The organism is Ereboglobus luteus, from assembly GCF_003096195.1.
In the GTDB taxonomy this organism is placed as follows: Bacteria; Verrucomicrobiota; Verrucomicrobiia; order Opitutales; family Opitutaceae; genus Ereboglobus; species Ereboglobus luteus.
In genome coordinates this window covers 498,361-522,603 of record NZ_CP023004.1, presented here as the reverse complement: position 1 = coordinate 522,603, position 24,243 = coordinate 498,361, and the positions used below count along the sequence as shown (strand labels likewise).

Here is a 24,243-nt window from a genome sequence, read left to right as displayed (position 1 = left end):
TTGGGCGCGGAGCAGACCTTGAATCGCCATGCCCCGCTGCACAAATCGGAAATTGATGAAATGCCCAAGAATAAACACAGCTAATGAAGATGGTTCGTTGATGAAAAGAATCTTTCTTCAAATAAAAATCAATGGATGGCATTTAAGCTGATGTTTGAAAATAAATTACGATAATCAAATGCGTTCATTTATTCTCTTTGAATACTGTTAAGTCAAAAACGGCGTGCGAAAAATAAAAATGACCAGCTTAACCAATTCTAATAATCTTTGCGGTGTTTCCGGTTGCTCAAGGCCGAGCGGCGGGCTTGGACTTGCGAGTGCGCCACATCTTTGTGCGCTTGCCTCTTGTGTTAATCTCGAGATCGACGAAATTATTGGAAACAAAAACCCAAAAACAGAATCTCTTTCAGCGTAATGACCATACAACTTTTTGCCTTCGCATTTCTTTCGCCGCCGATTGTCCTGGGGCTGTTGCTCTTCTCGATTATTTTTGCGGGTTATGCGCAGTATCGTGTGTCGAGCGCCTATGGCAAAAACGTCCGCATTCCCTCGCGCGGGCGCATCACGGGGCGCGAGGCGGCCGAGGCGGTGATGGCGCGCGCCGGCATCCGCGATGTCGAAATCGTTCAGACGCCCGGACACCTCACCGATCATTACGACCCGACGCACAAACGCCTCGTGCTCTCGACAGAAAACTATCAGGGCACCAGCCTCGCCGCGCTCGGAGTCGCGGCGCACGAGGCGGGGCACGCCATTCAGCACAAGGTCGGTTATTCGATGCTCCAGACTCGCATGGCGCTCGTGCCCATCACGCAAATCACTTCGCGCATTTTGCCCTTTGTGATTGTTGGCGCGTTTTTCTTTCGCGGTTTCGGCGGCATCATGCTGGACGTTGGCATTGTCTGCTACGCCGTGCTGACGCTTTTCCACCTCGTCACGCTTCCCGTTGAATTCGACGCCAGTCGCCGCGCCAAGGCCGAGCTCGCGGGGCTCGGCATCATCGCGCCCGAGGAGAGAAAAGGCGTGAGCGAAACCCTCAACGCCGCCGCGCTCACCTACGTCGCGGCCTTCCTCAGCTCGCTGATAAACCTTCTCTGGCTCGTCTCCGCCCGGCGGAATTGATGCGCAACGCGACGGGTGCGCGGGCGATATCCGGCGGGCGTCAACCATGCGGCGCGCTTTTGCCCGACGCTAGTTGTTCACCGTCCGCCACGGGCAATGTGAACAATTTCCCGCGTGTGTGTGAATTTTCCGTTTGCCGAGCAAGAAAGCGTCCGCTCCATTAGCGGGCTTCATTTTCATGTATCTCAAGGCACTCAAACTGCACGGCTTTAAATCTTTTGCTGATCCATCCACACTCGACTTCGAACGCGGCGTGACCGCCGTCGTCGGTCCCAACGGTTGTGGCAAGTCCAACATCGCCGACGCCATCCGCTGGGTTCTCGGCGAGCAAAGCGCAAAGGCTCTCCGCGGCGGCAAAATGCAGGACGTCATTTTCGAGGGAGCCGACACCCGCAAACCTTCGCAAATGTGCGAAGTCTCGCTGCTTCTCACCGACTGCGAAAAACAACTCGGCAGCCAGTTTCACGAAATCGAAATCATGCGCCGCGTCCATCGCGACGGCGGCAGCGAATACTTCTTCAACAACACCCCCTGCCGGCTCAAGGACATCCACAAGCTTTTCATGGACACCGGCATTGGCCGCACGTCCTACTCGATCATGGCGCAGGGCCAGATCGACCAGATCCTCTCCTCAAAACCCGAGGAGCGCCGCGCCGTGTTTGAGGAGGCCGCCGGCATCACCAAATACAAAAGCCAGCGCCGCGAAGCCCTCCAAAAACTCGCCCTCACCGACACCAACCTCGCCCGCGTCTCCGACGTCATCGCCGAGGTCGGCCGCCAGATCGGCTCCCTGCGCCGTCAGGCCTCGAAGGCCCTTCGCTACAAGCGCGTCTCGCACCGCCTCCGCCACCTCGCGCTCGCGCACAGCGGCCACCAGCACGGCAAAATCACCGCCACGCTCGCCGATCTCGACGAGCAAGTCATCAAGCTCCGCGCCGCCTCTGAAACCCGCCGCGTCCACTACTCGCAACAACAGCAGGACCTCGAGGAGAAAAAAGCCCACCGCTCGCGCCTCAACCAGCGCGTGCAGGAAGCCCAGCAAGCCGTTTTCGACCTGCGCACCGAGCGCGAACAAATCCTCAACGCCGCCAACCTCGCGCAAATCAAGCGCACCGGCCTCATCGAGCGCCTCGACGCCACCCGCGCCACCCTCGGCGAACTCGAAATGCAGCTCCGCGACATCGCCACCCAGGTCGACACAGGCGCGCAGGACAAACAACTCCAGCTTTCCCTCCTCGGCACCTCCGAGGCGCAGCTCCAGGAAATCATCCAGCAAGTCACCGTCGCCGACGCCTCCCTCGCCAACACCGAGCAGGAACTCACGCAATCCAAGTTTCAAATCCTCCAAGTCGAAAGCACCCTCGCGCGCCTTCGCACCGATTGCTCCAGCTACGAGGTTGACCAAAAAACCTCCGTCCACCGCCACGAAGCCCTCCTCGCCGAAATCGAAGGCGTCCGCCAGCAGCAAAGCGCCGCCGCGCAAATCGCCACCGAGTTCGAGCAGCGCGTCGAGGAAGCCCACGTTGCCAAGGCCCGCGCCCAGCAGGACGCCCGCGACGCGCAGCAAGCCATCGCCGACCGCACCCGCGAATTTCGCGACGCCCAGCGCCGCCTCACCGAAATCGATCGCCAGCTTACCACCCGCTCCGGACGCCTCCAAGTCCTCCAGCGCCTCCACGAATCCTTCGAGGGTTTCGGCGAAGGCGCGAAGGCCGTTCTCCAAGGCCAGCTCGACAACATCCTCGACGGCGCGCCCCGCCCCGTCGCGATCATGGACGGCCTCAGTTTCGCCCCCGAATACACCAGGGCCATCGAAGTCCTCCTCGGCACCGCCGCCGAGGCCGTGACCGTCGCCGACCTCGCCACCGCGCAAAAAATCCTCACCCACCTCGAGACCTCCCAAACCGGCTCCATCTGCCTCCGCGTTGGCGAACTCAGTGGCGCGGGCTCCCATCCCGTGAGCTCGGGCGACACAAGCGCCGCGTCCGTGCCCGGCCTCACCCCCGTTTCAAAAATCCTCAACACCGCCGCCGAGCAACACCCCGCCGCCGGTCTCCTCTCCGCCTGCTACATCGCCGACGACCTCACCGCCTTCCTCGATTACTGGAAACAAAACCCCGCCTTCTCCTTCCTCGCCGTCGCCACGCGCAAGGGCGAATACGTTGACCGCCGCGGCCTCGTCTCCGGCGGCTCCTCGAAGAAAAATCCCCGCAGCATCGTCCAGCGCGAAAACGAAATGCGCGAAACCGCCAACGCCCTGGCCGACGACCAAAAGGCGCACGACGAACAAAAGACCATCTGCGACGCCATCAACGCCCGCATCGCCGAGGCTGAAACCGCCCTCGCCGAAAAACGCGAGGAGGAACTCGCCATCTCGCAACAAGTTGCCGCCATCCAGGCCGAGCAACGCAACGCGCAAAAAGCCCTCGAGGACATTTCCAACAAACTTCGCCGCATGGAAGCCGAGACCGCTTCGGTCGAAGCCGCGCGCAACGAAGCCCACGCCCGCTGGGAAAAAGCGCAAACCCAGCTCACCGAGGCCGAAACCCTTCACACGCAAGGCAAGGAGCGCATCGCGCAAATGGAGACGCGCCTCGCCGAACTCCGTGTCGAGCGCGACACCAAGCGCGAAAGCCTCAATTCCGCCCGCCTCGCCGCCTCCGAGCAACGCAGCAAAGTCGATTACCTCGACCGCGGCATCGCCGACATGGAACGCCGTCGCGCCGAGCTCGGCACCCTCCTCATCCAGCGCCAGCAGGAAATCGAACTCTGGACGCAGCAAATCCAGGACCTCGAAGGCGAGACGGCCGCCAAGCGCGCCCGCGCCGAAACACTCGACGAAACCATCACCGTCGCGCAGCAGCAAGTGGAGCAAATCCGCGTGCAACTCGTCGAGGTTGAGCAACAAATCACCGGCGTCGAAGGCACGCAGGACGGCCTCCGCGTCGAGGCGGAAAAAGCGCACGACGAATTCAGCAAGTGCGAGGTGAAACTCGCCGAAAGCCGCGCCCGGGCCGATTTTCTCAAGGAGGAAGTCGAGCGCGAATTTCAAACCGACATCACAACGCTCGACTGGAAAAACCTCCTCTGGCACGCCGACGACGAACCCGAGGGCATCGAAAATCTCGACCTCGACGACGAGGAAGAGGAAGGCCAGAAGCCAGAGAGCCAGAAGCCGGAAGACCAGAAACCGGAGGATCAGCAGCCTGCTTCCGATCAAGCCGCTGCGCCCGATCAGTCCACGCCGTCCGATCAATCCGATCCGTCCGTTTCCGAATCCGCCGAATCCGCTGCAGAAGCGCCGCAAGCGGCACCTGCCGAAGCCGCCGCCGCTGCTCCCGCCGAGCCCGTCAAACGCTCCCGCCGCCGCAAGCAAAAGCAAAAAGGCGACCCCACCGAGGCAGATCTTGCCGCGCTCGACAACACCAACTGGGACCAAGTCCGCTCCGACGTCGCCAGCCTGCGCCAGCGCATCAACAGCATGGGCGACGTGAACCTCGTCGCCATCGAGGAATACCGCTCGCTCAAGCAACGCTACGACTTCCTCAAGACGCAAAACGACGACCTCGTGAACGCGAAAACCGAACTCCTGAAAACCATCGACGAAATCAACAACACCTCGATGCAGCAGTTCCAGATCACCTTCGAGCAAATCAAAAAGAACTTCGACTACACCTTCACAAAACTCTTCGGCGGCGGCAAAGCCGCGCTCGACCTCGTGCAAGCCGACGACCCGCTCGAAAGCGGCATCGAAATCACCGCGCAGCCCCCCGGCACAAAACTCAAGGGCATCTCGCTCCTCTCCGGCGGACAAAAAACGCTCACCGCTGTCGCGCTTCTCTTCGCGCTCTACATGGTGAAACCCTCGCCCTTCTGTTTGCTGGACGAACTCGACGCGCCGCTCGACGAGTCCAACATCGGCCGTTTCACGGACCTGCTCTCGCACTTCACGAACGAAAGCCAGTTCATCATCATCACGCACAACAAGCGCACGGTGGCCGCCGCCGACGCGATCTACGGCGTGACGATGGAGGAGCGCGGCGTCTCGAAGACCGTCTCGATGCGCTTCAACAAGGAACTCGGCGACGCCGAAGTCCAGCGAGGCAGCGACGACACCATCGCCGAGGCCGTCCGCGGCACACAGCAAAAATCCAACGGCGCGTAACCGCAGGGCGGGGCGGTTTCGTCGTTCCACGCGCCAGCGACATTCCGCCCACCGCCGTGTTTGTAATTCGGAAATCCCCGGCGCGCCCGTTCCACTCGTCAAACTTTACACCGCATGGCGTCCGCCAAAAAAACAACCAAAACAAGAAAGTGGATTAAGCGCATGTTGATCATCGGACTCAGCCTGGTCGGCGCGATGGCGCTGTTTGTGTTTGCATACATGCAGCATCCGAAATTCGGACGCCTTCCCAGTGGCGCGCGCCTTGAACGAATTCAAAAGTCGCCGCACTTCAAGAACGGCAAATTTCGCAATGTGGAGCCCAAGCCCCGAACTCCGGAAAACGTGAGCACGCTCGAGGTGTTCGGCAAATTTCTCTTTGGCGACAAAAGCAAGCGCACTCCGTCCGCCCCTGTTCCGTCCGTGAAGCGCGACTTGCATAATCTCGACGCCGGCCGCGATGTTCTCGTCTGGTTCGGGCATTCCTCGTATTTTATACAGGCGGGCGGAAAACGCATCCTGGTTGATCCGGTGTTCAGCGGCGCGGCCTCGCCGGTTTCCTTTACCACAAAGGCATTCAATGGCTCCGATGCGTATGAGATCGGCGACCTGCCCGTCATCGATTATCTTTTCATCACGCACGATCACTGGGACCACCTCGACTACGAGACTGTTTTGAAACTGAGGCCCAAGGTCGGGAAAGTTGTTTGCGCGCTCGGCGTCGGCGAGCATCTCGAATACTGGGGGTTCAAGCCGGAGCAGATCATTGAAATGCACTGGGGCGACGAAACCTCGCCGGAGGCGGGCGTGAAAGTGCACTGCCTGACCACCCATCATTTTTCCGGGCGCGGCCTTTCGCATGAGCGCTCGATGTGGGCCGCGTTTTTTGTGGAGACGCCCGCGCTGCGTTTCTACATCGGGGGCGACAGCGGCTACGGCGCGCATTACGCCGAGGCGGGCAAACGTTTCGGTCCCATGGATCTCGCGATTCTCGAAAACGGACAATACGACCCAAACTGGGCCAGCATCCACATGATGCCGGAGGAAACACTGCAAGCCGCGGCCGATTTAAAAACCAGGCGGCTGCTGCCCGTGCACAACTCGAAGTTCAGCATTTCAAATCACGACTGGGACGATCCCCACCGGCGAGTCACACAGGGCGAGCGCGCCCCAAACCTTCGCCTGCTCACACCGGTCATCGGCGAAATCGTTGACCTTCGCGACGACGCCCAAACCTTCACGCACTGGTGGGAAACTGTCGGGAAAAAACCGTCCGCAAACTAATCCGCGTCATCGCGGATATTGGCGGTTTTTGTTGTCTCGTTCGTTTGCGGCGGCAGTCTTGCGCGCATTAACGCTCCGACTTTTTTGCCAATCATGAAAACCGTTTTCCGCCACGCAATCCTGCTCGTTTGCATTGCGGGGTTCGTCGTCGCCGCGGATCACGCCCGTGCGGGCGAGTTCGCCAATCCGCTGATGCACGGCGCCGATCCCCACGCGGTGGTCGCCGGCAAAACCGTCTGGCTATATCCCACCATATCGAGAGATCGCTTTTACGCGTTTTCATCGGACGATTTAAAAACGTGGAAGCGCCACGGTCCCGTGCTGGATTTCAAGGACGTGCCGTGGGTGGGGGTGGACGGACGCGCGCATCACGGCGCATGGGCACCCGGCATCATTGAGCGCGACGGCACTTGGTATTTTTATTATTCCGTCGGCCCGAAACGCTCGCGCATCGGTGTCGCCACCGCGGCGAGTCCCGCCGGGCCGTTTGTTGACAGCGGGCGCCCGCTCCTCGACGACGAGGGCAAGAGAGGCTTCGAGGCAATTGACCCGATGGTTTTCGCCGACCCGAAGTCGGGAAAATATTATTTCTACGCCGGCGGAAGCGCCGGCTCGAAATTGCGCGTGTTTGAGCTGAACAAAGACATGGTCAGCTTCGCCGCCGAAATCCCCGTGAAGACGCCTCCGCATTTTACGGAAGGCGCGTTCATGCATTTTCGCGACGGCGTGTATTATTTGTCCTACAGCCACGGAAGCTACAAGAGGGCTTCCTATTCTGTGCACTACGCGACGTCAAAATCCCCCGTTGGCCCGTGGAAATATCGCGGCGCGATTTTGAAAAGCGACGCATCGCACAAGGGACCCGGGCACCATTCCTTTTTCAAAAATCCCGCCGACGGTTCCGACCTTATTGTTTACCACCGCTATGACGGCCAGACCGGGGATGGCCCGTATAACACGCGCCGGCAAATTGCGATTGAGCGCGTGCGTTACGACAAGAAAGGCCTGATCCTCCCGATCATAATGACCGACGGACGCGATTAGGTTTTATGCCATTTGCGATGGCCGGGGTTGGCCTTTAACGGCGCGGATACAGTTCAATTAAACAGCCCTATTTTTTCGCGGGGGCTGTTTTGAAAAGGAAAAGGGTTTCGTCGCGGAGGTGGCGGGCGGCGATGGCGTTGATTTCGTCGCGTGTTATGGAGGAGACGTCGGCAAGGCGTGTCAGCGCCTGGGTGAGGCGTTCGGGGCGGTTTTGAATGTCGCGCAGGACGGTGTAGCCCCAGTAGGCATTGGTGCGGGATTGCTGGTCGTAGTGTTCGACGAAGGGCCTTTTGGCGCGCAGGAATTCGTCGTCACTGAAACCATTGGCGGCGATTCGGGCGATTGTTTTGCGCACGGCGTTGATGGCTTTGTCGAGCGAGCCGCGGTCAACCTCGGCGCCGACGAAGAGGTAGTTGAAATTGTCGAAACCGTCGTGCGTGGCATAGGCGGCGGATGAGACGTAGGCGGCGCCGAGTTGTTCGCGGATGCAAAGGCGGACGGCATTGTCGAGCGCGTCGGCAAGAAGCACACGGGCTCGGTCTTGGTGCGTGTCGCCGGCGTCGGGCACGGGCCAGACGAGGAGGAACGCGCCTTGTTTGAGCGCGGGGTTCACATTGATGACAATGGGCGCGGAGGGCGCGGGGGCGAAGGCGATGCCGGTGTTGGGTTTTGGCGGGAGGCGCTTGGCGCGAACGGGAAGGGCGCCCAACGTCCCGGCGGCGGCATCGAGGGCGGCTTGCAAATCGACATCGCCGACGATGCTCAGCTCAATGTCGTCGTAGGTGAAAAGGGGGACGAGCCATTCGCGAAGCTCGTTGACGGTGCGGGAGGCGGGCTCGTCGTAATTGGGCCAGCCGAAGCGCGTGTCGCGCGTGAGCGCGCGTTCGCAAATCGCGTTCAGGTTTGCGGAGGGCGACGAAAGGGTGTGCTGGAACAGTGTTGTGAGATCGGGCCGGGCGAGAACGAACGACTCGGGCCGATAGGCGGCGTCGGTGATGAAGGCGGTCATCATTTGAAGCGCGTAGGGGAGCGACCGCACCGGGCATTGGGCGTAAAAGTGCGCGGCGTCGTCGGCGACTATAAAATCAATGTCGAGCAGATGCCGCGCGTTGAGCTGGGTGATTTCGGCTGCGGTGTGACGGCCCAGTCCGCCGAAAAGAAAGGCTTTTGATGCGAGGAGTCCGATGCCGGGAACGTTTTTGGGTTCCTCGCGTTTTCCGTGCCCGATGCGGAGGTTTATGAGAACGTAGTCTTTTTCGTATTCGGTGTGCTTGAAGTTGAGAAGAATATTGTTCTCGAAGCGGACAAGGTGCGCGTCGATTTCGGGGAGCGTTTTGGTTTCCGCAATGAGTCCGGGCTTGCCGAAATCGGTGTAGGCAAAATCGAGCGCCTTGATTCCGGCGGGCGGCTTGACGGGGATTGCGCGGCTGGCCGCGATTTTTTTCTCAAAGGCGGCGGGCTTGGAGGGCAGGAGGCGGATGTTGCCGTTGATAAATGTGCGCACGGGGGCGCGGCTCCAGAGCTTGGCAAAGGCGGCGTTGCATTCGTCGAGTGTGGCGTCGGCGATTGGTTTTTCGACTTCGCGCCAGGTTGTTTCGGGCGTGGAGAATCCCTCGCCATGGAGCAAAAAGTAGGCGAGTTGCGAGGCGAGCATCGCCGATTTTCGGGAAGGGGCGTAAAGGGCACCCTGGCGGTAGCGGTTGACGAGGTCGGCCTTTGCCTCGTCGAGCTCGCCTTGGGTGAAACCGTGCTCGATCGCGGCGCGGAGGGATTGCTCGGCGGCGGCGATGACGATGTCAGTTTTGTTGAGGTCGCCGGGAACGGCAAACTGGACCATGCGCAGGCCGGGGAAAAGTTGCGTGTATTCGACATTTGGAGCGCCGAACGGCGCGCCGGGTTGGCGGGCGCGGAGCGTCAGGCGGCGGGTGAACATGGACAGGGCGAGGTTGCGGCGCGTGTGCTCGGCGAGTTTCTCGCGCGTGAAGGGCGCGGGCGGCTCGGCCCACGCGCAGGTTTGCATAACACCCATGCCGGTGAGTTCGTTGTGGGTGAAGACGCCGACAGCCGGCAGTTTCCTGGAGGCAGGGCGCGGGGATGGCGGCGGCGGTTCCGGGCGCGCGGGGGCGCGCGCGGCAAGCGGGGAAAACTCATCCGCGATCATCGCGCGCAGGGCATCGGGGTCGATCTGCCCCACGGCGATGAGCGCCATGCGCTCGGGGCGATACCACGCGTCATAAAATGCGCGGAATTGTTTTTGGGTGAAGCGGCGGATTTGTTTTTCGACACCGATGGGAGAGCGGCTGTTTTCGCGCGCGGAGGGCCAGATGAACGCGCTGTAGCGCTGGGCAGCGCGCGCCATGCCGGTGTCGCGCGTGGCCATTTCGCTGAGAATCACGCCGCGTTCGAGCTCTATGTCGCCGGACGCGAATTCGATGCCGGATGCGTATTCGCGGAAGACTCGCAAGCCCTCGCGCAGGGTGGACTCGGAAACGTCGGGCAGCTCGAGGTGGTAGATGGTGTTGTTGAATGAGGTGAATGCTGTGTGGTCGGGGCCGAAGCTGACGCCCATGCGTTCCAGCTTGGCAATGAGCCCGCCTCCGGGCTTGTTGCGCGTGCCGCGAAACGCCATGTGCTCGATGAAGTGGGCGATGCCGCGCTCGTTGTCGTTTTCGTGTATCGATCCAACGGATACAAGCAGCCGGAGCGAGACGCGGTTCGCGGGCTCGGCGTTTGGCAGAAGCGCGTAGCGAAAACCGTTGGGCAGTTCGCCGAGGACGAGCGCGGGATCCTGGGGCAAGTCGGTCTCGAGATTGGCCCAGGGCGCGGCTTTTGCCAAATGGGCGGGCAGCGCGATCGCGATCAATGCGGCGAGCAGCGTGAAAACCCGGGGAAGGGGATGGCGGCGGGGAGGCATCTTGGCGGCAAGGGTGCGGGCGGCGAAAATTGTTCGCAAGCCAAGAGAAACACATTCACCGCGAGCTCCGCGCTTGCGACGGCGCGGCTGATGGTATTGGGTGCGCGACAAACTGTTTCCATGGCTCATCGTATCTTTCAACGAATCTTTTGCGCGGCGGCGGCCCTCGGCGTTTTTGCGCTGGGCTCCTGTTTTCAGCGCGAGCGCGCCATCGACAGTGGAAATCGCGAGCAGGTTTTGCATCGAGGCGCGGGGCCGGAGATCGCGACGCTCGATCCGCACCTGGCGACGGGGACTTCGGAGTATAATATTTTGTCGGCGCTGCTCGAGGGGCTTGTGACGGAGAATCCGGTTGACCTGTCACCGGAGCCGGGCGTCGCGGAGAGCTGGAATGTTTCGCGGGACGGGTTGGCCTACACGTTTCTGCTGCGCGACAACGCACGCTGGAGCAACGGCGACCCGGTGACGGCGGGTGATTTTGTGGCGTCGTTCAAGCGCATGCTTTCGCCGTCGCTCGCCGCGGATTACGCGCACTTTTTATACATCATCCAAAACGCGGAGGCGTATCACAAGGGGCACTTGGAGGATTTTGCGCAAGTGGGCGCGGTGGCGGTTAATGAGCGCACGCTGAAGATCACGCTGGAGCATCCGTGCGCGAATTTTTTGTCGATGCTCAATCACACGGCATTTTTCCCAGTGCACGCGCGTTCGATCGAGACGCACGGCGCGCTTGCGGATCGCAAAACCGACTGGGCGAGACCGGGGCGCTTTGTCGGGAACGGCGCGTTCGCCCTCAAGGAATGGCGGCACGGCCAGCGGATATCGGTCGAAAAATCGCCGACCTATTGGGATGCCGAAAATGTGCGGCTGAACGGGGTCGTGTTTTATTCGTTCGAGAGTCGCGATGCCGAGGAGCGCGCGTTTCGCGCGGGGCAGCTTCACCTGACCGAGGCGCTTTCCCCCTCGAAGATCGACGCGTATCGTCGCAATTCGCCGGGGCTGTTGCGTGTCGATCCGTATTTGGGAACCGAGTTTTACCGCGTCAACACGGAGCGTCCGTTCTTGAACGATGTGCGAGTGCGGCGCGCGCTTTCGATGGCGGTTGACCGCAAGCTCATCGCGACGCAAATCCTCCGCGGCGTGCAGTCGCCCGCATACGAATTTGTGCCGCCGGATGCCCATGCGCGCGCGGACGGCAAGCCGGTTCCCGGCGCGTTGAGGCACGACGCAAACGCGGCGCGCGCCCTGCTCGCCGAGGCGGGTTATCCGGAGGGGAAGGGCGCTCCGCCGGTCGAGCTCCTTTTCAACACATCGGAGAGCCATCGCGCCGTGGCCGAGGCGGTGCAGGAAATGTGGCGGCGTGAGCTGGGGCTGACCGTGACGCTCGTCAATCAGGAGAACAAAACTGTGCTCGGCGCGCGCAGGACGCGCGATTATCAGGTGCTGCGCTCGGCGTGGATGGCCGATTACGCCGACGCGCTTTCGTTTCTCGAGGTATGGGAATCGTCGAGCGGAAACAATCACACGGGCTGGAGCGACGCGGCTTTCGACCAGCTGCTTTACCAGGCGGCGCGCACCACGGACAAACAGGCGCGCGCGGCGTTGCTGCAAAAGGCGGAGGCGATTTTGCTGAGGCAGTCGCCGATGATTCCGCTCTATCATTATTCGCACGTTTTTTTGATCCGGCCTTCGGTCAGGAACTGGCATCCGACCCTGCTCGACCACCATCCCTACAAGACGGTTTGGCTGGAGGCGGATTGATTTGCGCGGAAACTCTGTCTAACTACTCACGATATCATGAAAATCACCAAAATCGCATTCGTTGTTTTGCCCGTGTCCGACATCGCCCGTGCGAGAAAATTCTACGAGGATGCGCTTCATTTGCTGCCCGCCCGAATTTTTGAAAAGGACGGGCGCGGTTCGATTGACTACGACTTGGACTCGGGGCGCATCACGATCAAGTGCGAGGGGCAGCTGCCCGTGGCAAACATGCCGCGAGTCACCGTGGCGTTCGAGGTGGACAATTTCAACGACGTCATCGCCTCGTTGCGCTCGCGCGACACGACCTTCGTGACGATGCCCGCCGAAATTTCGGGCACTTATCAGGCCACGGTGAACGATCCCGACGGCAACAACATCGTAATTTACAAGGTCAAGGGTTCCTCGAAAAAGGATTTTCTGGTGATCTGATCGGATTCGGGAGGGGCGGCAATTCGGCGATCTCCGCGCCCGGTTATTTTTCCGGCGCGGCGGGGGCGGGAGGCTTTTCCCGGTTCTTGTCCTTCTTGTTTTTCAAGTCGACGCGCTTCGGGTTCACAAGCGGGGATTCGCCGTGCCTGGCCCGCTGTTCCTTATACCAGCGCTGCCAGAGTCTTTCGTTTTCACGATGGCGGGCGCGGATTTTGTCGTATTCCTCCACTTGCCCGGGCGTGAGGACGGCGCGAATGTCGTTGTGCAGCTTGGCCGAGGCGTCGCGTTCGATTTGGCGCGAGGCCTGTTGTTTCTCCATGTAAACGGTGACGATGGCCTTGATCTGCTCGCGCTGTTCCGGCGTGGGGTCGAGGCGGTTGGTGATGCGCACCCATTGCTGGTTGCTGAGTTGCTGGGCGGCGGCTTTTCTTTGCACGGTCACATTCACATAACGCACGGCGAAGACACCGCCCGCGATGGCGCCGCAGAAAAAAATGCCGATCAGGGCAAATACGGTGATGATGGTTTTGTTCATTTCGAAATGTGCGGGAGGCTCAGGGCTGGGCGGGGGCTTCGGTGTTGTTCTCAACTTCAACGGCCTCGATGGACGTGCCGCCGAGGTCACCGGCCGCCTTGTCGATGTTGCGCAGGATCGGGCCGAGGTTGATGGTCACGCTGACAATGGCAAGCAGGCCGGCGATGCAGAGCCCGCGGAGTGTGAGCTTGGCCACGAAAAACGGCCCGGCGGAGGTTGGCGGCATGCTGAGCGCGCGGGCGGCGACGCGCGTGGCGAACCCATAGGGCGCGGGGATTTCGCTTACGTTTTCAAATTGCGAGCGCCGGGCGGCCTCCGACAGTCGTTTCCATGCGGTTGTTCTCGGTGTGGCGGGATTCATGAGCGTTCCTCCTTTTTTAGTTCTTGAAAAAATTTACGCAACTTGCGCCGCGCGCGAAAGGCGCGGACCTTGATGAGCGTGGTGTTCCAGCCGGTGAGCGCGCTGATTTCGGCGAGTGTTTTTTGCTCGAGGTCGAGCAGTTGGATGACCATGCGATCCTCGGGCTTGAGCTGGTCGAGAAGCCGGTGGACGAGTTCGCGCGCGGCGAAGGCGTCGCCCGCGGCCACATCGTTTTCGTTGGTGATGACGCTGTCCAGAACCTCGGCTTCTGTCTCGGAAAGATCGGCCCAGCGAAACTCGGGGCGGCGTTTTTGGGCGCGCAGATGGTCGATGCATGTTGTCACCGCGATGCGCGAAACCCAGTGCGAGAGCGGCATGGCTCCCTGGTATTGGCCGAGGCGCGTGAACATTTTCATAAACACCTCCTGTGCGAGATCCTCCTCCGGCACGCGGCGGGGAAGATGCGAGCGGACAATGCGGATGACCAACGGGTAAAGGTGCTCGACCAGCTCGCGCGCGGCCTCCTGATCACGCGCGCGCACCCGCTCCAGGCAGCGGGCGATGTCAAAAGGCGCGTCAGGGTCGGCAGGCATAAGTTGATCGAAACAGCATTCACAAGAACTGTGACGGTTTTTGCGAGCCGCAAGTTACTGTTTTCATGAGGTGCCGCGTCCGCGGGCGGAGCTTGCGAGCGCGGGATGAATGGGTTGTGCATGCTCAATGGAGCGGTGCCGGGGCTTCCCTCGCTGCTGATGCATTGCCCCGGCCTTGGGGCTTCAGGCCCGCACAGTTCGTTTTTCCTCTCGCCGGGAGGGCAAAACTTGTTTTTTAGTCTCAACTTTCGTCTCTATTCCTACATGGCACGCATCGTCCAAAAATATGGCGGCACCTCAGTCGGTGACGTCGAACGCATCAAAAAAGTCGCGGAACGCGTCAAACTCACCCGCGACGATGGCAACGAAGTAGTCGTTGTCGTTTCTGCCCGTTCGGGCGTGACGAACGAGCTCATCGCGCGCGCCAAGGCCATCAGCGACGCGCCCAGCGAGCGCGAAATGGACATGCTCCTCGCCGTCGGCGAACAGGAAACCATCGCGCTGACCGCGATGGCATTGCACGCGCTTGGCGTGCCCGCGGTCAGTTTCACCGGCGCGCAGGCGGGCATCCTCACCAACGACGCGCACACACGCGCCAAGATCCAAACCATCACGCCCAAACAAATCGAGGAGGCGCTCAAGCAGGACAAGGTCGTGATCGTCGCCGGCTTTCAAGGCATCAACGCCGCGGGACAGTTAACGACGCTTGGCCGCGGCGGCTCCGACCTCACCGCCATCGCGCTCGCCGCGCCGCTCAAGGCCGACAAATGCGAAATCTACACCGACGTTGACGGCGTCTACACGGCCGACCCGCGCATTGTGAAAACCGCGCAGAAAATCGACGAGATTTCCTACGACGAAATGCTCGAGCTCGCCTCGTCGGGTTCGAAAGTCATGCAAAGCCGCTCGGTCGAGTTCGCCAAGAAATACGGCGTCGTTTTTGAAGTCCGCTCATCCTTTAACCACAACCCAGGAACAATCGTGAAAGAAGAAGTCTCGTATATGGAAAAAGTCGTCGTGCGCGGAGTCGCCGTCGACAAGGACCAGGCCAAGGTCACCGTCAGCAACATCGCCGACAAGCCCGGCTCCGCCGCCAAGGTGTTCCGCGCCCTGGCCGACGCGAATGTCATCGTCGACATGATTGTCCAGAACGTGGGCCGCAACGGCGTCGCCAACCTCTCCTTCACCGTTCCGCAGGTTGACTCCAAGAAGGCGCAGCAAACGCTCGCCCCCGTGCTCGTGGAAATCGGCGGCGGCAACGTGACGATCCAGGAGGATATCGCTAAGCTTTCCGTGGTCGGAGTTGGCATGAAAACGCACAGCGGCGTGGCCGCGACGCTTTTCCAGACGCTTGCCGACGCCAATGTGAACATCGACATGATCACAACCTCCGAGATCAAAATTTCCGTCGTCATCTCCAGCGAGCGCGTCGACGAAGCCGCCCGCATCGCGCACAAGGTCTTCGGACTCGACGCGTGAAAAGGGAAGGCAAGAGGCCGGAAAGCCAGAAGACCAGATAGCCAGAGGCCAGAATGCCCAAACATTGACAACCCATGGGATTGATTCGCCATTACACCGATTTGATTGTGTGGCAAAAGGCGTTCGATTTCGGGTGTCGCATATTTGAGTTGTCCAGAAACTGGCCGCGCGAAGAACGTTACGCCCTGACCGATCAGGTTCGCCGGTCTGCGCGCTCGGTGAGTGGCAACATCTGCGAATCATGGGCCAAGCGACGCTACAGGGCTCATTTCATCAGCAAGCTTACCGATGCCGACGGCGAATTGCTGGAATCCGAAAACTGGCTCCGCTTCGCGCGCAGTCACGGATATATCAATCAACCTGAATTCGATGAACACGTGGAACTGGCCCGGGAAGTGGGCCGAATGCTGGGAAGCATGATTCGCAATCCCGAACCATTCCTATTGAGCGACGATGACAAACAGTCATAACATAATTTTCTAATTTCAATACTTCGTCTTCCGACCTCTGGCACTCTGGCCTCTGGTTTTCTGGCCTCTTCTTCTCATGCGCTATACATCCACACGCGGACAAACTCCGGCACTCTCTTTCTCCGACGCCGTCGCCACCGGGCTCGCGCCGGACGGCGGCTTGTTTCTGCCTGAGACGTTGCCCGCGTTCGATGCCGCGCAGCTCGCGCGCTTCGACGCGTTGAAAAACGACTACGCGGGATTGTGCTTCGAGTTTCTGCGCCACTTCGCGACCGATATTCCGGAGGAGACACTGCGCGCGATCATCGCGAAATCCTACACCACGTTTTCCGTTCCCGAAATCGCGCCGCTCAAGCAGCTCTCGCCGGATTTGTTTGTGCTCGAACTTTTCCACGGCCCCACGCTCGCGTTCAAGGACTTCGCCCTGCAAGTGCTCGGCAATCTCTACGAGCACCAATGCCGTGTGCGCGGCGAGTCGATCAACGTCCTCGGGGCGACATCCGGCGACACCGGTTCGGCCGCGATTCACGGGCTTCTTGGCAAACCTGGCACCGCCATCTTCATCCTTTATCCCGACGGGCGCACCTCGCCGCTGCAGGAGCGCCAGATGGCCTGCACCGGCGCGAAAAACGTCTTCGCGCTCGCAATCGACGGCACTTTCGACGACGCGCAATCCGCGTTGAAGGACGTCTTTGGCGACCAGGAATTCCGCACGCGCTACCATCTGTCGGCGGTCAACTCGATCAACCTCGCCCGCGTGCTCGCGCAATGCGTTTATTATTTGTCCGCATGGCTGCGCCTGCCGGAGGGCGCGCGCGCCTCGGCGGAGTTTGTCGTGCCGACCGGCAATTTTGGAAATGTGCTCGCCGGCTGGATGCTCCAAAAAATGGGCGTGCCGATTCGCGGCTTCAAGGTTGCCACAAACCAGAACGACATTCTCCACCGCCTCTTCACGACCGGCGAATACAGCGTGGCGGATGTCCGCCCGAGCCTCGCGCCGTCGATGGACATCCAAGTGTCGTCGAACTTCGAGCGCTTCCTTTATTACAGCCTCGGACGCGACACGGCCAGGGTGCGCGAGGTCATGAGCACGTTCAAGACGACCGGTCGCTACGTGTTCGAAAATTTCGACCGCGACACATTCAGCGCTTCGCGCTGCGACGACGCGGAAATCCCCGGCATCATCAAGCGTGTGTATCAGGATTTCGGATACATCGTCGACCCGCACACGGCATGCGCTTTCAAGGATCTCTCGCGCGACCGCGCTAGCGTGGTGCTCGCGACGGCGAGCCCGGCGAAATTCCCCGACACGATTCGCGAGGCCATCGGCATGGAGCCGACCGATCCCGCGCTCGAAATTTTGAAAGCGCGCCCGCTGGTGAAGCACAAGATCAATGCCGATCCCGCCGCGATCAAGGCGTTCATCACGGCAAACGCGGTTTAGGCGCGTTTGATGTTTTATTCTTCGCGATTCTCGGCGCGCTCGGCGAGCGCGTCCCACCCGTTGAAGACCAAAATCAGATCATAAACAGCGCAACCCATAGGTTGCACTCCCCATGAAAACCGGCCGGTTTATTTTAGTTTGGGCCGGGTTGCGTTGCCGGGGTTATCCTTGCAGCAGTTTGTATTCGACCGAGTCGCGGAGCGCCTCCCAGCTGGCATCGATGATATTGTCGCTCACGCCGACGGTGCCCCAGATGTTTCCATGGTCGTCGTTTGTTTCGATGAGAACCCGGGTGCGCGCGGCGGCGTGCTGCTGGCTGTCCAGGATGCGCACTTTGTAGTCGGCAAGGGTGACGGTTTTGATTTGCGGATAGACGGGTTCGAGCGCGTCGCGCAGGGCGCGGTCGAGCGCGGCCACCGGGCCGTTGGCCTCGGAGACGGTGAGGTAGGTTTGTCCGTTGACCTTGATTTTGACGGTGGCCTCGGAGACGAGTTCGTCGTGGCGGCGCTCGATGATGACGCGGTAGGCCTCAAGCTCGAAGGCGGGTTTGTAGTGGCCGAGGTTTTTCGCGATGAGGAGCTTGAGCGAGGCGTCGGCGGCCTCGTATTCGTAGCCTTCGAACTCGCGCGTCTTGAGTTGCTTGATGAGGTCGGCGATGGTGGGGGATTTTTCGTCGAATTCGTAGCCGAGCTCGCGCGCCTTGGTGGCGATGCTGGTGCGACCGGCCATGTCGGACACGAGGATGCGGGTGCGGTTGCCAACGAGCGACGGGTCGATGTGCTCGTAACTGGATTTGACCTTTTGCGCGGCGTTGGCGTGGAGGCCGCCTTTGTGCGCGAAGGCCGAGGCGCCGACATAGGGCGTCTTGGTGTCGGGGGGGAGGTTGGCGAGTTCGTCGAAGTAGAGCGAGAGCTCGCGCAGCTCCTCGAGCCTGGGCGCGCAATGCGCGGTGCAGCCCATTTTGAGGAAGAGGCTGGGGAGGATGGTTACGAGGTTGGCGTTGCCGGTGCGTTCGCCGTAGCCGTTGACGGTGCCTTGCACGAGGCGCGCCCCGGCGGAGACACCGGCGAGCGAGAGCGCGACGGCGAGGCCTGAGTCGTTATGCGTGTGGATGCCGACCTTGTCGGGGCCGAATTCGCCGACTACACGCGCGACGATTTTTTCAAAGTCGTGCGCGAGCGTGCCGCCGTTGGTGTCGCAAAGAGTGATGTTGGAGGCGCCGTTTTTGAGCGCGGTGGCGAGCGTGCTGAGCGCGTAGTCGGGGTTGACTTTGTAGCCGTCGAAAAAGTGCTCGGCGTCGTAGATCACCTCGCGTCCCTGCGCGGTGAGGTAGGCGACGGAATCGCCGATCATGGCGAGGTTTTCCTCGAGGGTGGTGTTGAGAATTTCTGTGACATGGAGCGTCCACGTCTTGCCGACGATGGTCATGACGGGCATGCCGCTGTCGAGAAGCATGCGGAGCTGCGGGTCCGCGTCGGCCTTGGTGTTGGCGCGGCGGGTGGAGCCGAAGGCGGCGAGGCGTGCGTGCTTGAGTTTGAGTTTTTGCGCCTCCTGGAAAAACGTGATGTCGCGCGGGTTGGAGCCGGGAAAGCCGCCCTCGATGTAGTCCACGCCGAACTGGTCGAGTTTTTGCGCGATGAGGAGTTTGTCGGTGACTGAGAAGTTGATGCCCTCGCCCTGCGTGCCGTCGCGGAGGGTGGTGTCGTATATTTTGACCTGGGTGGGTGTGCTCATGGGAATGCGAAGTGTGGAGTTTGTAGTGTGATGCTGGAGAGGGAGTGAGAAAAAACAAAAAGCCCGCGGCTTGATCCGCGGGCTTTTGGAAATGGGTGCGTGATACGAGGGCTCGCGGATTAAACTTTTTCGACGAGACCTGCCTTAATCGCCTTCACGGAGACGAGAACGCGCTTGGTGCCGCCGTTTGCGGTCTTAATTCGAATTCGCTGAAGGTTCGGGCGGAATTTGCGGGGAGTGATGCTCGTCACGTGCGTGCCGATGCCTCCGCTCTTTTTGGACTGACCCTTGCGGTTAATGCGGCTGCCCTTGGTTGGGCGTTTGCCTGTTATTGCACAAATTCTTGCCATGTTTCGATTAGATTAGAGTCGGCGAGGCAAAGGTGCCCGCGCGGGTCTGGCAAGGGAAATTTTGGAAAAAATGCATCGCCGTTTGAAGTAAAACATCGATGCGCGCGTGAAACATGGCGGACTTGGCGCGATTTTTCACGTGGCAACGACCGAATCAGCGTGCTTGCACCACGGGCGGCGAGTCTTACAACCGGAACGCATGAAACGCCGCCAGCTGCGCGGCTACGACTTAAAACAGATCAACGGTTACGAAACCCTCATCGGTGTCGACGAGGCCGGCCGGGGCGCTCTCGCCGGGCCGGTTGTGGCCGCCGCCGTGCTCGTGACGTGCGAGTTTCTGACGAGCAACTGGGCCATGCGAAACGCGGGGCGCATCAACGATTCGAAGCAGCTCACCGCCGCCGGACGCGAGGAGGCGTGGAACGACCTCGACAAGCTTGCCCGCGGCGGGCTCATCCACGCGCATCACGGTGTCGCGTCGGTGGACGAGATCGAGCACCTCGACATCCTCGGCGCCACAAAGCTCGCCATGCGGCGCGCGCTCGAGGGCATTTATCCGCCGGCGGCCTTTCGCCGCAGCAAGCCCGGCGAGCCGGAATTATTTGCGGACATGGAAACGCGCAGTCCGTTTTTTGGGCAAAAATTGTCGTGCCGCATCCTGGTCGACGGATTGCCGCTGAAAAGTTTTCCGTATCCGCACACCGGGGTTGTCGGCGGCGACGCGCGCTCGCTTTGCATCGCGATGGCGTCGATCATCGCGAAGGTGACGCGCGACCGCCTGATGACGGAGCTCGACGGCGAGCATCCGGGCTACGGCTTCGACCAGCACAAGGGTTACGGCACCGAAAGGCATCGCGAGGCGGTGCTGGAAAAGGGAAGCTGCCCGCAGCATCGCGCGAAATTCTTGCGCAAGCTGCTCGACCATCGCGAGGATCCGGGGCAATTATCGTTTTTCGAAAATGGCGGCCAAAACATATAAATCGCTTGATCATGTCCTGGGCAGGTTCGACAGCCTCGATCCCGCCAGCCGTGCCAGCCTCGTGCAGCGTCTCGCGCGGGAACGCCGCCTGCTCGAAAACATTTTCAACGTGCTCAAGGACGGCGTGATTCTGGTCGATGCCGACGGGCACGTCGAGTATGCGAACCAGACCGCCGGCAAAATGCTCGGCCTGCGCGACGACCAGCTCGGCGATGTGGTGCTCTGGCGTTTTGTGCCGGGGCTGCGTCCGCCGATCATCGATGTGAGCGAGGACGCGCGCGACGACGCCGTGCAGGCGGCCCATGCGATGACGCGAGAGATCGAGCTGACCTATCCCGAGTCGCGCGTGTTGCGGCTCTACATGGTGCCGTTTTTCTCGGACGAAAACGGCGGGCGGCAGCAATACGCCGTGATTCTGGGCGACATTACCAACGAGCGCGAAAAGACGGAGCAACGCATCGCGGACGAGCGCACGTCGTCGATCCGACTGCTCGCTGCCGGCGTGGCGCACGAGCTCGGCAATCCGCTCAACTCCCTCACAATTCATCTGCAGCTCATCGAACGTCGTTTGAAAAAACTCAAGGGCTCCGCAAAAAAGGACGCCGACGCGCTGTCCGAGTCGATTGGCGTTTGCCAGGAGGAGGTGAAGCGCCTCGATGGAATCATCACGAATTTTCTGGAGGCGGTGCATCCGCGTCCGCCCGATTTGTGCGAGACGCAGGTCAGCGAAGTGCTCGCCGACGTGCTGCATTTTCAGCGGCGCGAACTGGAGGATCGCGGCATTACGGTCGAGGTCGAGGCGCCGGGAGACCTGCCCCTAGTGATGGCGGATCGCAACCAGCTCAAGCAGGTGTTTTTTAACATCAACAAAAACGCGATGGAGGCGATGCAGCCCGGCGGCGTGTTGCGCGTCAAGGCGCGCGCGGACGACGACAATGTGTATTTGCTTTTTGGAGACACCGGCGCGGGCATCAAGCAGGCCGATCTCGCGAAGCTGTTTCAGCCGTATCACACGACCAAGCAGGGCGGTCACGGTCTCGGGCTGATGATCGTGCAACGCATCATGCGCGAGCACGGCGGCCAGATCGGCATCGAAAGCCGCGAGGGCGCGGGAACCGTGGTGACCCTGCAATTCCCAAGAAAAGACCGCCGCGTGCGGATGTTGAAGTAGGGGCGGCCTTTCATGAAAAACGCCCCGGGAAAATCCGGGGCGTTTGTGAGAAATGGAATTGTTTTCTTTTGCGCGCGTCAGTTGAGCGGCTGGATGGTGACGGGGATCACGAGCGGTTTGTCGGCGCCGGGCATTTGCGCGTAGAGATGGCCGGTGCCGGGGCGTCCGCCTTCGATGGTGACGCTGCCGACGTTGCTGCCGGGCTGCACGTAAACTTCGGGCATGATCACGCTTTCGGGGATGTCGGTCGTCACGTCGATGAGCATGGGCGCGCCTTGCACGACTTGCGGCGTGATGAACTTGAGCACGAGCGTCTGGCTCTTGCGAATTTTGATTTCCGAGGGGCTGACCGTGAGCGTGCCGCCTTGTTGCGTGGTTTGCACGGTGGCCATTGTCGTGTCGGCGGCTGGTTGCGGATTGTTGTGAATCACGGTTGCGGCGGAGCCGGAGTCCGCGCCGGGGTCGATTCGGAATGTGCCGATCACGAGTTTGCCGGGGACGTCGCCGATCGAGATGGTGTAGTTTTGCTCGGCGGGAAGATCGGGCACGTAGAAGCTGATTGAGTTTGCGGAGTCGTAGATGGAGCGCGCGAGGCTGTCGTTGAAATAGACGTTGTCGTGGCTGGTGAAGCCGCGTCCGGTGATGGCGATTCGCGAGCCGGCGGGGCCGCGGTTGGAGCTGAGTCCGACGGCGTCGCGCCCCACAATCGTGGCGACTTGCAACGGGCTGTAATCGGTGCGCGAGCGGAGGATGCCGATATTGGAAACTTGATACTCGATGAGGAAGTAGTAGCGAAGTTCGGTCACGCCGGGGGGCGCCTGGAATTCGTATTCGTAGATGCCGGGGGTGTCGGGAATCATGGTCATCTTGTGGGCGTTGCCGTCGATGATGAGCTTGGCGACGGTGCTGCCCTCGACGACGTTGGAGGCCTGCGGCTTGATGCGCGCGGTGATCGTGTAGATCTGCGACGGGTTGGGCGGAAGCGACGGTGCCGTCAGGTTGGTGATGGACGGCGTGCCGCACCCGGCCAGCACGAGGACGGCAAGGGCGCTGATGATGACAAAGAATGATCTCGCGTGAAAGGTGCGGTTGTTTTGCATGAGTGTTTTCCGGTTAAAAACGACGCAAACGCAACACAAACATTCCCGCTTGGCAATGAGCGAAATTGACTCCCTCAAGAATACGGACGAGCCCGCGCGCCCTGAAAATCGCGCGCTCGGACTGTATGTGCACGTGCCGTTTTGCGCGACGCGATGCGATTTTTGCGCGTTTTACGAGGAGGCTCCGACGGCGGAAAAGGTGCGCCGGTATCTGGACGGGGTTGCGCGCGAGATGGAAGTCCTGACGGAAAATGGCGGGCGGGAAATCGGCGACGGTGAAAAGGCGCGGACGGTGGACACGGTTTTTTGGGGAGGGGGAACGCCGGGGGTGCTCGCCGCGAAGGACATCCTGCGGCTGGGCGGAATTGTGCGCGAGCTTTGGGAAGGGAAGGGCGCGCCAGGGGAGTGGTCGGTTGAGCTGGCGCCGGGCTCGGTGTCGGAGGCGCGGCTGGAGGCGTTGCGCGAGATTGGCGTGACGCGCATTTCGCTTGGCGTGCAAAGTTTCCGCGCGGATTTGCTGGAGGCGCTGGGGCGGCGTCACTCGCCGTCGCAGATTTATCGCGCTTACGAACGGATTCGCGCGGCGGGTTTCAAGAATGTGAACTTGGACATGATGTTCGCGCTGCCTGGGCAGGAGGAGGCGGCGTGGCTTGCCGATGTGCGCGAGGCAATCGCGCTCGGCCCGGATCATCTCTCGACGTATTGCCTGACTTTTGAGGAGGACACGGCGTTGTGGGTGAAACTTTCGCAGGGCAAGGTGAAGCTGGACGCGGAGCGCGAGGCGCGTCTCTACGAGCGCACTTGGGCGGAGCTGGACGCCGCGGGATTTCCCCAGTATGAGATTTCCAACTTTTCGAGGCGCGGTTTCGAATGCGTCCACAATTTGAACACATGGCGCATGGCGGAGTGGATCGGCCTTGGCCCGAGCGCGGCGTCGCAGCACGCGGGCTGGCGCGGCGCAAATGCGCGCGATTTGGAGAAATGGCTGGAGGGCATGAAAACCGGCGCGCGCGCCACGGAGGACCGTGTGAGGATGTCGCCGGCGTTGCTGGCCGAGGACGCGTTGATTTTTGGGCTGCGCATGAACGAGGGCGTGGACATGGATGCGCTGCGCAAGAAGGCGGGCGCCGATGCCTTGAACTGGGCGGCGGTCGGCGCGCTTGTGAACCGGCTGACAAACGGCGCGCTTGCCACGGGCGATGGCGGCAGGTTGCGCCTTACTTTGAAGGGCAGGCTCGTGGCCGATGCGATTGCCTCCGAAATGCTGGGCGCGCTGACGGAAGGGACGGGCGGTGAGTAGCGGATGGCGAG

At 61.0% G+C, this 24,243-nt stretch carries 19 protein-coding genes; 12 read left to right on the top strand and 7 right to left on the bottom strand.

Annotation, left to right across the window (positions count from 1 at the left end; translation table 11 throughout):
• The first annotated feature begins 414 nt into the window (after positions 1-414).
• The 4 genes from CKA38_RS01960 to CKA38_RS01945 all read left to right on the top strand — a co-directional run bounded on the left by CKA38_RS01960 (position 415) and on the right by CKA38_RS01945 (position 7,612).
• On the top strand, positions 415-1,122 hold the full coding sequence (locus tag CKA38_RS01960; RefSeq protein WP_108823999.1) for a zinc metallopeptidase: 708 nt from the start codon (positions 415-417) through the stop codon (positions 1,120-1,122).
• Positions 1,123-1,300: 178 nt separating this feature from the next.
• A complete protein-coding gene (gene smc, locus CKA38_RS01955; protein WP_108823998.1) occupies positions 1,301-5,287 on the top strand; it encodes a chromosome segregation protein SMC in 3,987 nt (1,328 codons plus the stop codon).
• Between the two features lie 114 nt (positions 5,288-5,401).
• Positions 5,402-6,568, top strand: coding sequence for an MBL fold metallo-hydrolase (locus tag CKA38_RS01950; RefSeq protein ID WP_202863942.1), 1,167 nt, complete (start codon positions 5,402-5,404; stop codon positions 6,566-6,568).
• A 93-nt stretch (positions 6,569-6,661) separates the two neighbouring features.
• A complete protein-coding gene (locus CKA38_RS01945) occupies positions 6,662-7,612 on the top strand; it encodes a family 43 glycosylhydrolase (protein ID WP_108823997.1) in 951 nt (316 codons plus the stop codon).
• A 67-nt stretch (positions 7,613-7,679) separates the two neighbouring features.
• Here the strand turns inward: CKA38_RS01945 and CKA38_RS01940 are convergent, their stop codons facing one another.
• Positions 7,680-10,526, bottom strand: a complete 2,847-nt coding sequence (locus CKA38_RS01940) for a M16 family metallopeptidase (protein ID WP_161554663.1) — start codon at positions 10,524-10,526, stop codon at positions 7,680-7,682.
• Between the two features lie 120 nt (positions 10,527-10,646).
• Here CKA38_RS01940 and CKA38_RS01935 point away from each other — a divergent pair, with 120 nt between their 5' ends.
• Positions 10,647-12,287 carry a peptide ABC transporter substrate-binding protein gene (locus CKA38_RS01935; RefSeq protein WP_236919099.1) on the top strand — a complete coding sequence of 547 codons (1,641 nt, stop codon included), beginning with the start codon at positions 10,647-10,649 and terminating at the stop codon, positions 12,285-12,287.
• Positions 12,288-12,323: 36 nt separating this feature from the next.
• The gene (locus tag CKA38_RS01930; RefSeq protein ID WP_108823995.1) at positions 12,324-12,716 is read left to right on the top strand and encodes a VOC family protein; all 393 of its coding nucleotides are present in this window, start codon (positions 12,324-12,326) and stop codon (positions 12,714-12,716) included.
• 43 nt (positions 12,717-12,759) lie between these two features.
• Here CKA38_RS01930 and CKA38_RS01925 read toward each other — a convergent pair whose 3' ends face one another.
• Genes CKA38_RS01925 through CKA38_RS01915 form a run of 3 tightly spaced genes read right to left on the bottom strand, consistent with a single transcriptional unit; the run spans position 12,760 to position 14,205 of the window.
• Entirely contained in the window at positions 12,760-13,251 is a 492-nt protein-coding gene (locus tag CKA38_RS01925; RefSeq protein WP_108823994.1) for a hypothetical protein, read from the bottom strand.
• 19 nt (positions 13,252-13,270) lie between these two features.
• On the bottom strand, positions 13,271-13,612 hold the full coding sequence (locus CKA38_RS01920) for a hypothetical protein (RefSeq protein ID WP_108823993.1): 342 nt from the start codon (positions 13,610-13,612) through the stop codon (positions 13,271-13,273).
• The gene (locus tag CKA38_RS01915; protein ID WP_108823992.1) at positions 13,609-14,205 is read right to left on the bottom strand and encodes an RNA polymerase sigma factor; all 597 of its coding nucleotides are present in this window, start codon (positions 14,203-14,205) and stop codon (positions 13,609-13,611) included. Before CKA38_RS01915 ends, CKA38_RS01920 begins: the two co-directional genes overlap by 4 nt.
• Before the next feature lie 264 nt (positions 14,206-14,469).
• On the opposite strand from CKA38_RS01915, the gene CKA38_RS01910 reads away from it, so the two are divergent.
• From CKA38_RS01910 to thrC, 3 genes are all read left to right on the top strand, one after another.
• Entirely contained in the window at positions 14,470-15,684 is a 1,215-nt protein-coding gene (locus tag CKA38_RS01910) for an aspartate kinase (protein WP_108823991.1), read from the top strand.
• A 74-nt stretch (positions 15,685-15,758) separates the two neighbouring features.
• On the top strand, positions 15,759-16,154 hold the full coding sequence (locus CKA38_RS01905; RefSeq protein ID WP_108823990.1) for a four helix bundle protein: 396 nt from the start codon (positions 15,759-15,761) through the stop codon (positions 16,152-16,154).
• Positions 16,155-16,230: 76 nt separating this feature from the next.
• Positions 16,231-17,598, top strand: a complete 1,368-nt coding sequence (thrC, locus tag CKA38_RS01900) for a threonine synthase (protein ID WP_108823989.1) — start codon at positions 16,231-16,233, stop codon at positions 17,596-17,598.
• Between the two features lie 162 nt (positions 17,599-17,760).
• On the opposite strand, the gene cimA is transcribed toward thrC, so the two are convergent.
• On the bottom strand, positions 17,761-19,332 hold the full coding sequence (gene cimA, locus CKA38_RS01895) for a citramalate synthase (protein WP_108823988.1): 1,572 nt from the start codon (positions 19,330-19,332) through the stop codon (positions 17,761-17,763).
• Positions 19,333-19,451: 119 nt separating this feature from the next.
• The gene (rpmB, locus tag CKA38_RS01890; RefSeq protein WP_108823987.1) at positions 19,452-19,682 is read right to left on the bottom strand and encodes a 50S ribosomal protein L28; all 231 of its coding nucleotides are present in this window, start codon (positions 19,680-19,682) and stop codon (positions 19,452-19,454) included.
• Positions 19,683-19,881: 199 nt separating this feature from the next.
• Here rpmB and CKA38_RS01885 point away from each other — a divergent pair, with 199 nt between their 5' ends.
• Complete coding sequence (locus CKA38_RS01885; RefSeq protein WP_108823986.1) at positions 19,882-20,661, top strand: ribonuclease HII; 780 nt, start codon at positions 19,882-19,884, stop codon at positions 20,659-20,661.
• A complete protein-coding gene (locus tag CKA38_RS01880; RefSeq protein ID WP_108823985.1) occupies positions 20,642-21,832 on the top strand; it encodes a sensor histidine kinase in 1,191 nt (396 codons plus the stop codon). The genes CKA38_RS01885 and CKA38_RS01880 overlap by 20 nt, the downstream gene beginning before the upstream one ends.
• Positions 21,833-21,909: 77 nt before the next feature.
• Here the strand turns inward: CKA38_RS01880 and CKA38_RS01875 are convergent, their stop codons facing one another.
• Entirely contained in the window at positions 21,910-22,932 is a 1,023-nt protein-coding gene (locus CKA38_RS01875; protein ID WP_108823984.1) for an IPT/TIG domain-containing protein, read from the bottom strand.
• A gap of 55 nt (positions 22,933-22,987) precedes the next feature.
• Between CKA38_RS01875 and hemW the strand changes: the two genes are divergently transcribed.
• Positions 22,988-24,232: a radical SAM family heme chaperone HemW gene (gene hemW / locus CKA38_RS01870; RefSeq protein WP_108823983.1), complete on the top strand. Its 1,245-nt coding sequence runs from the start codon at positions 22,988-22,990 to the stop codon at positions 24,230-24,232.
• Positions 24,233-24,243 lie beyond the last annotated feature (11 nt).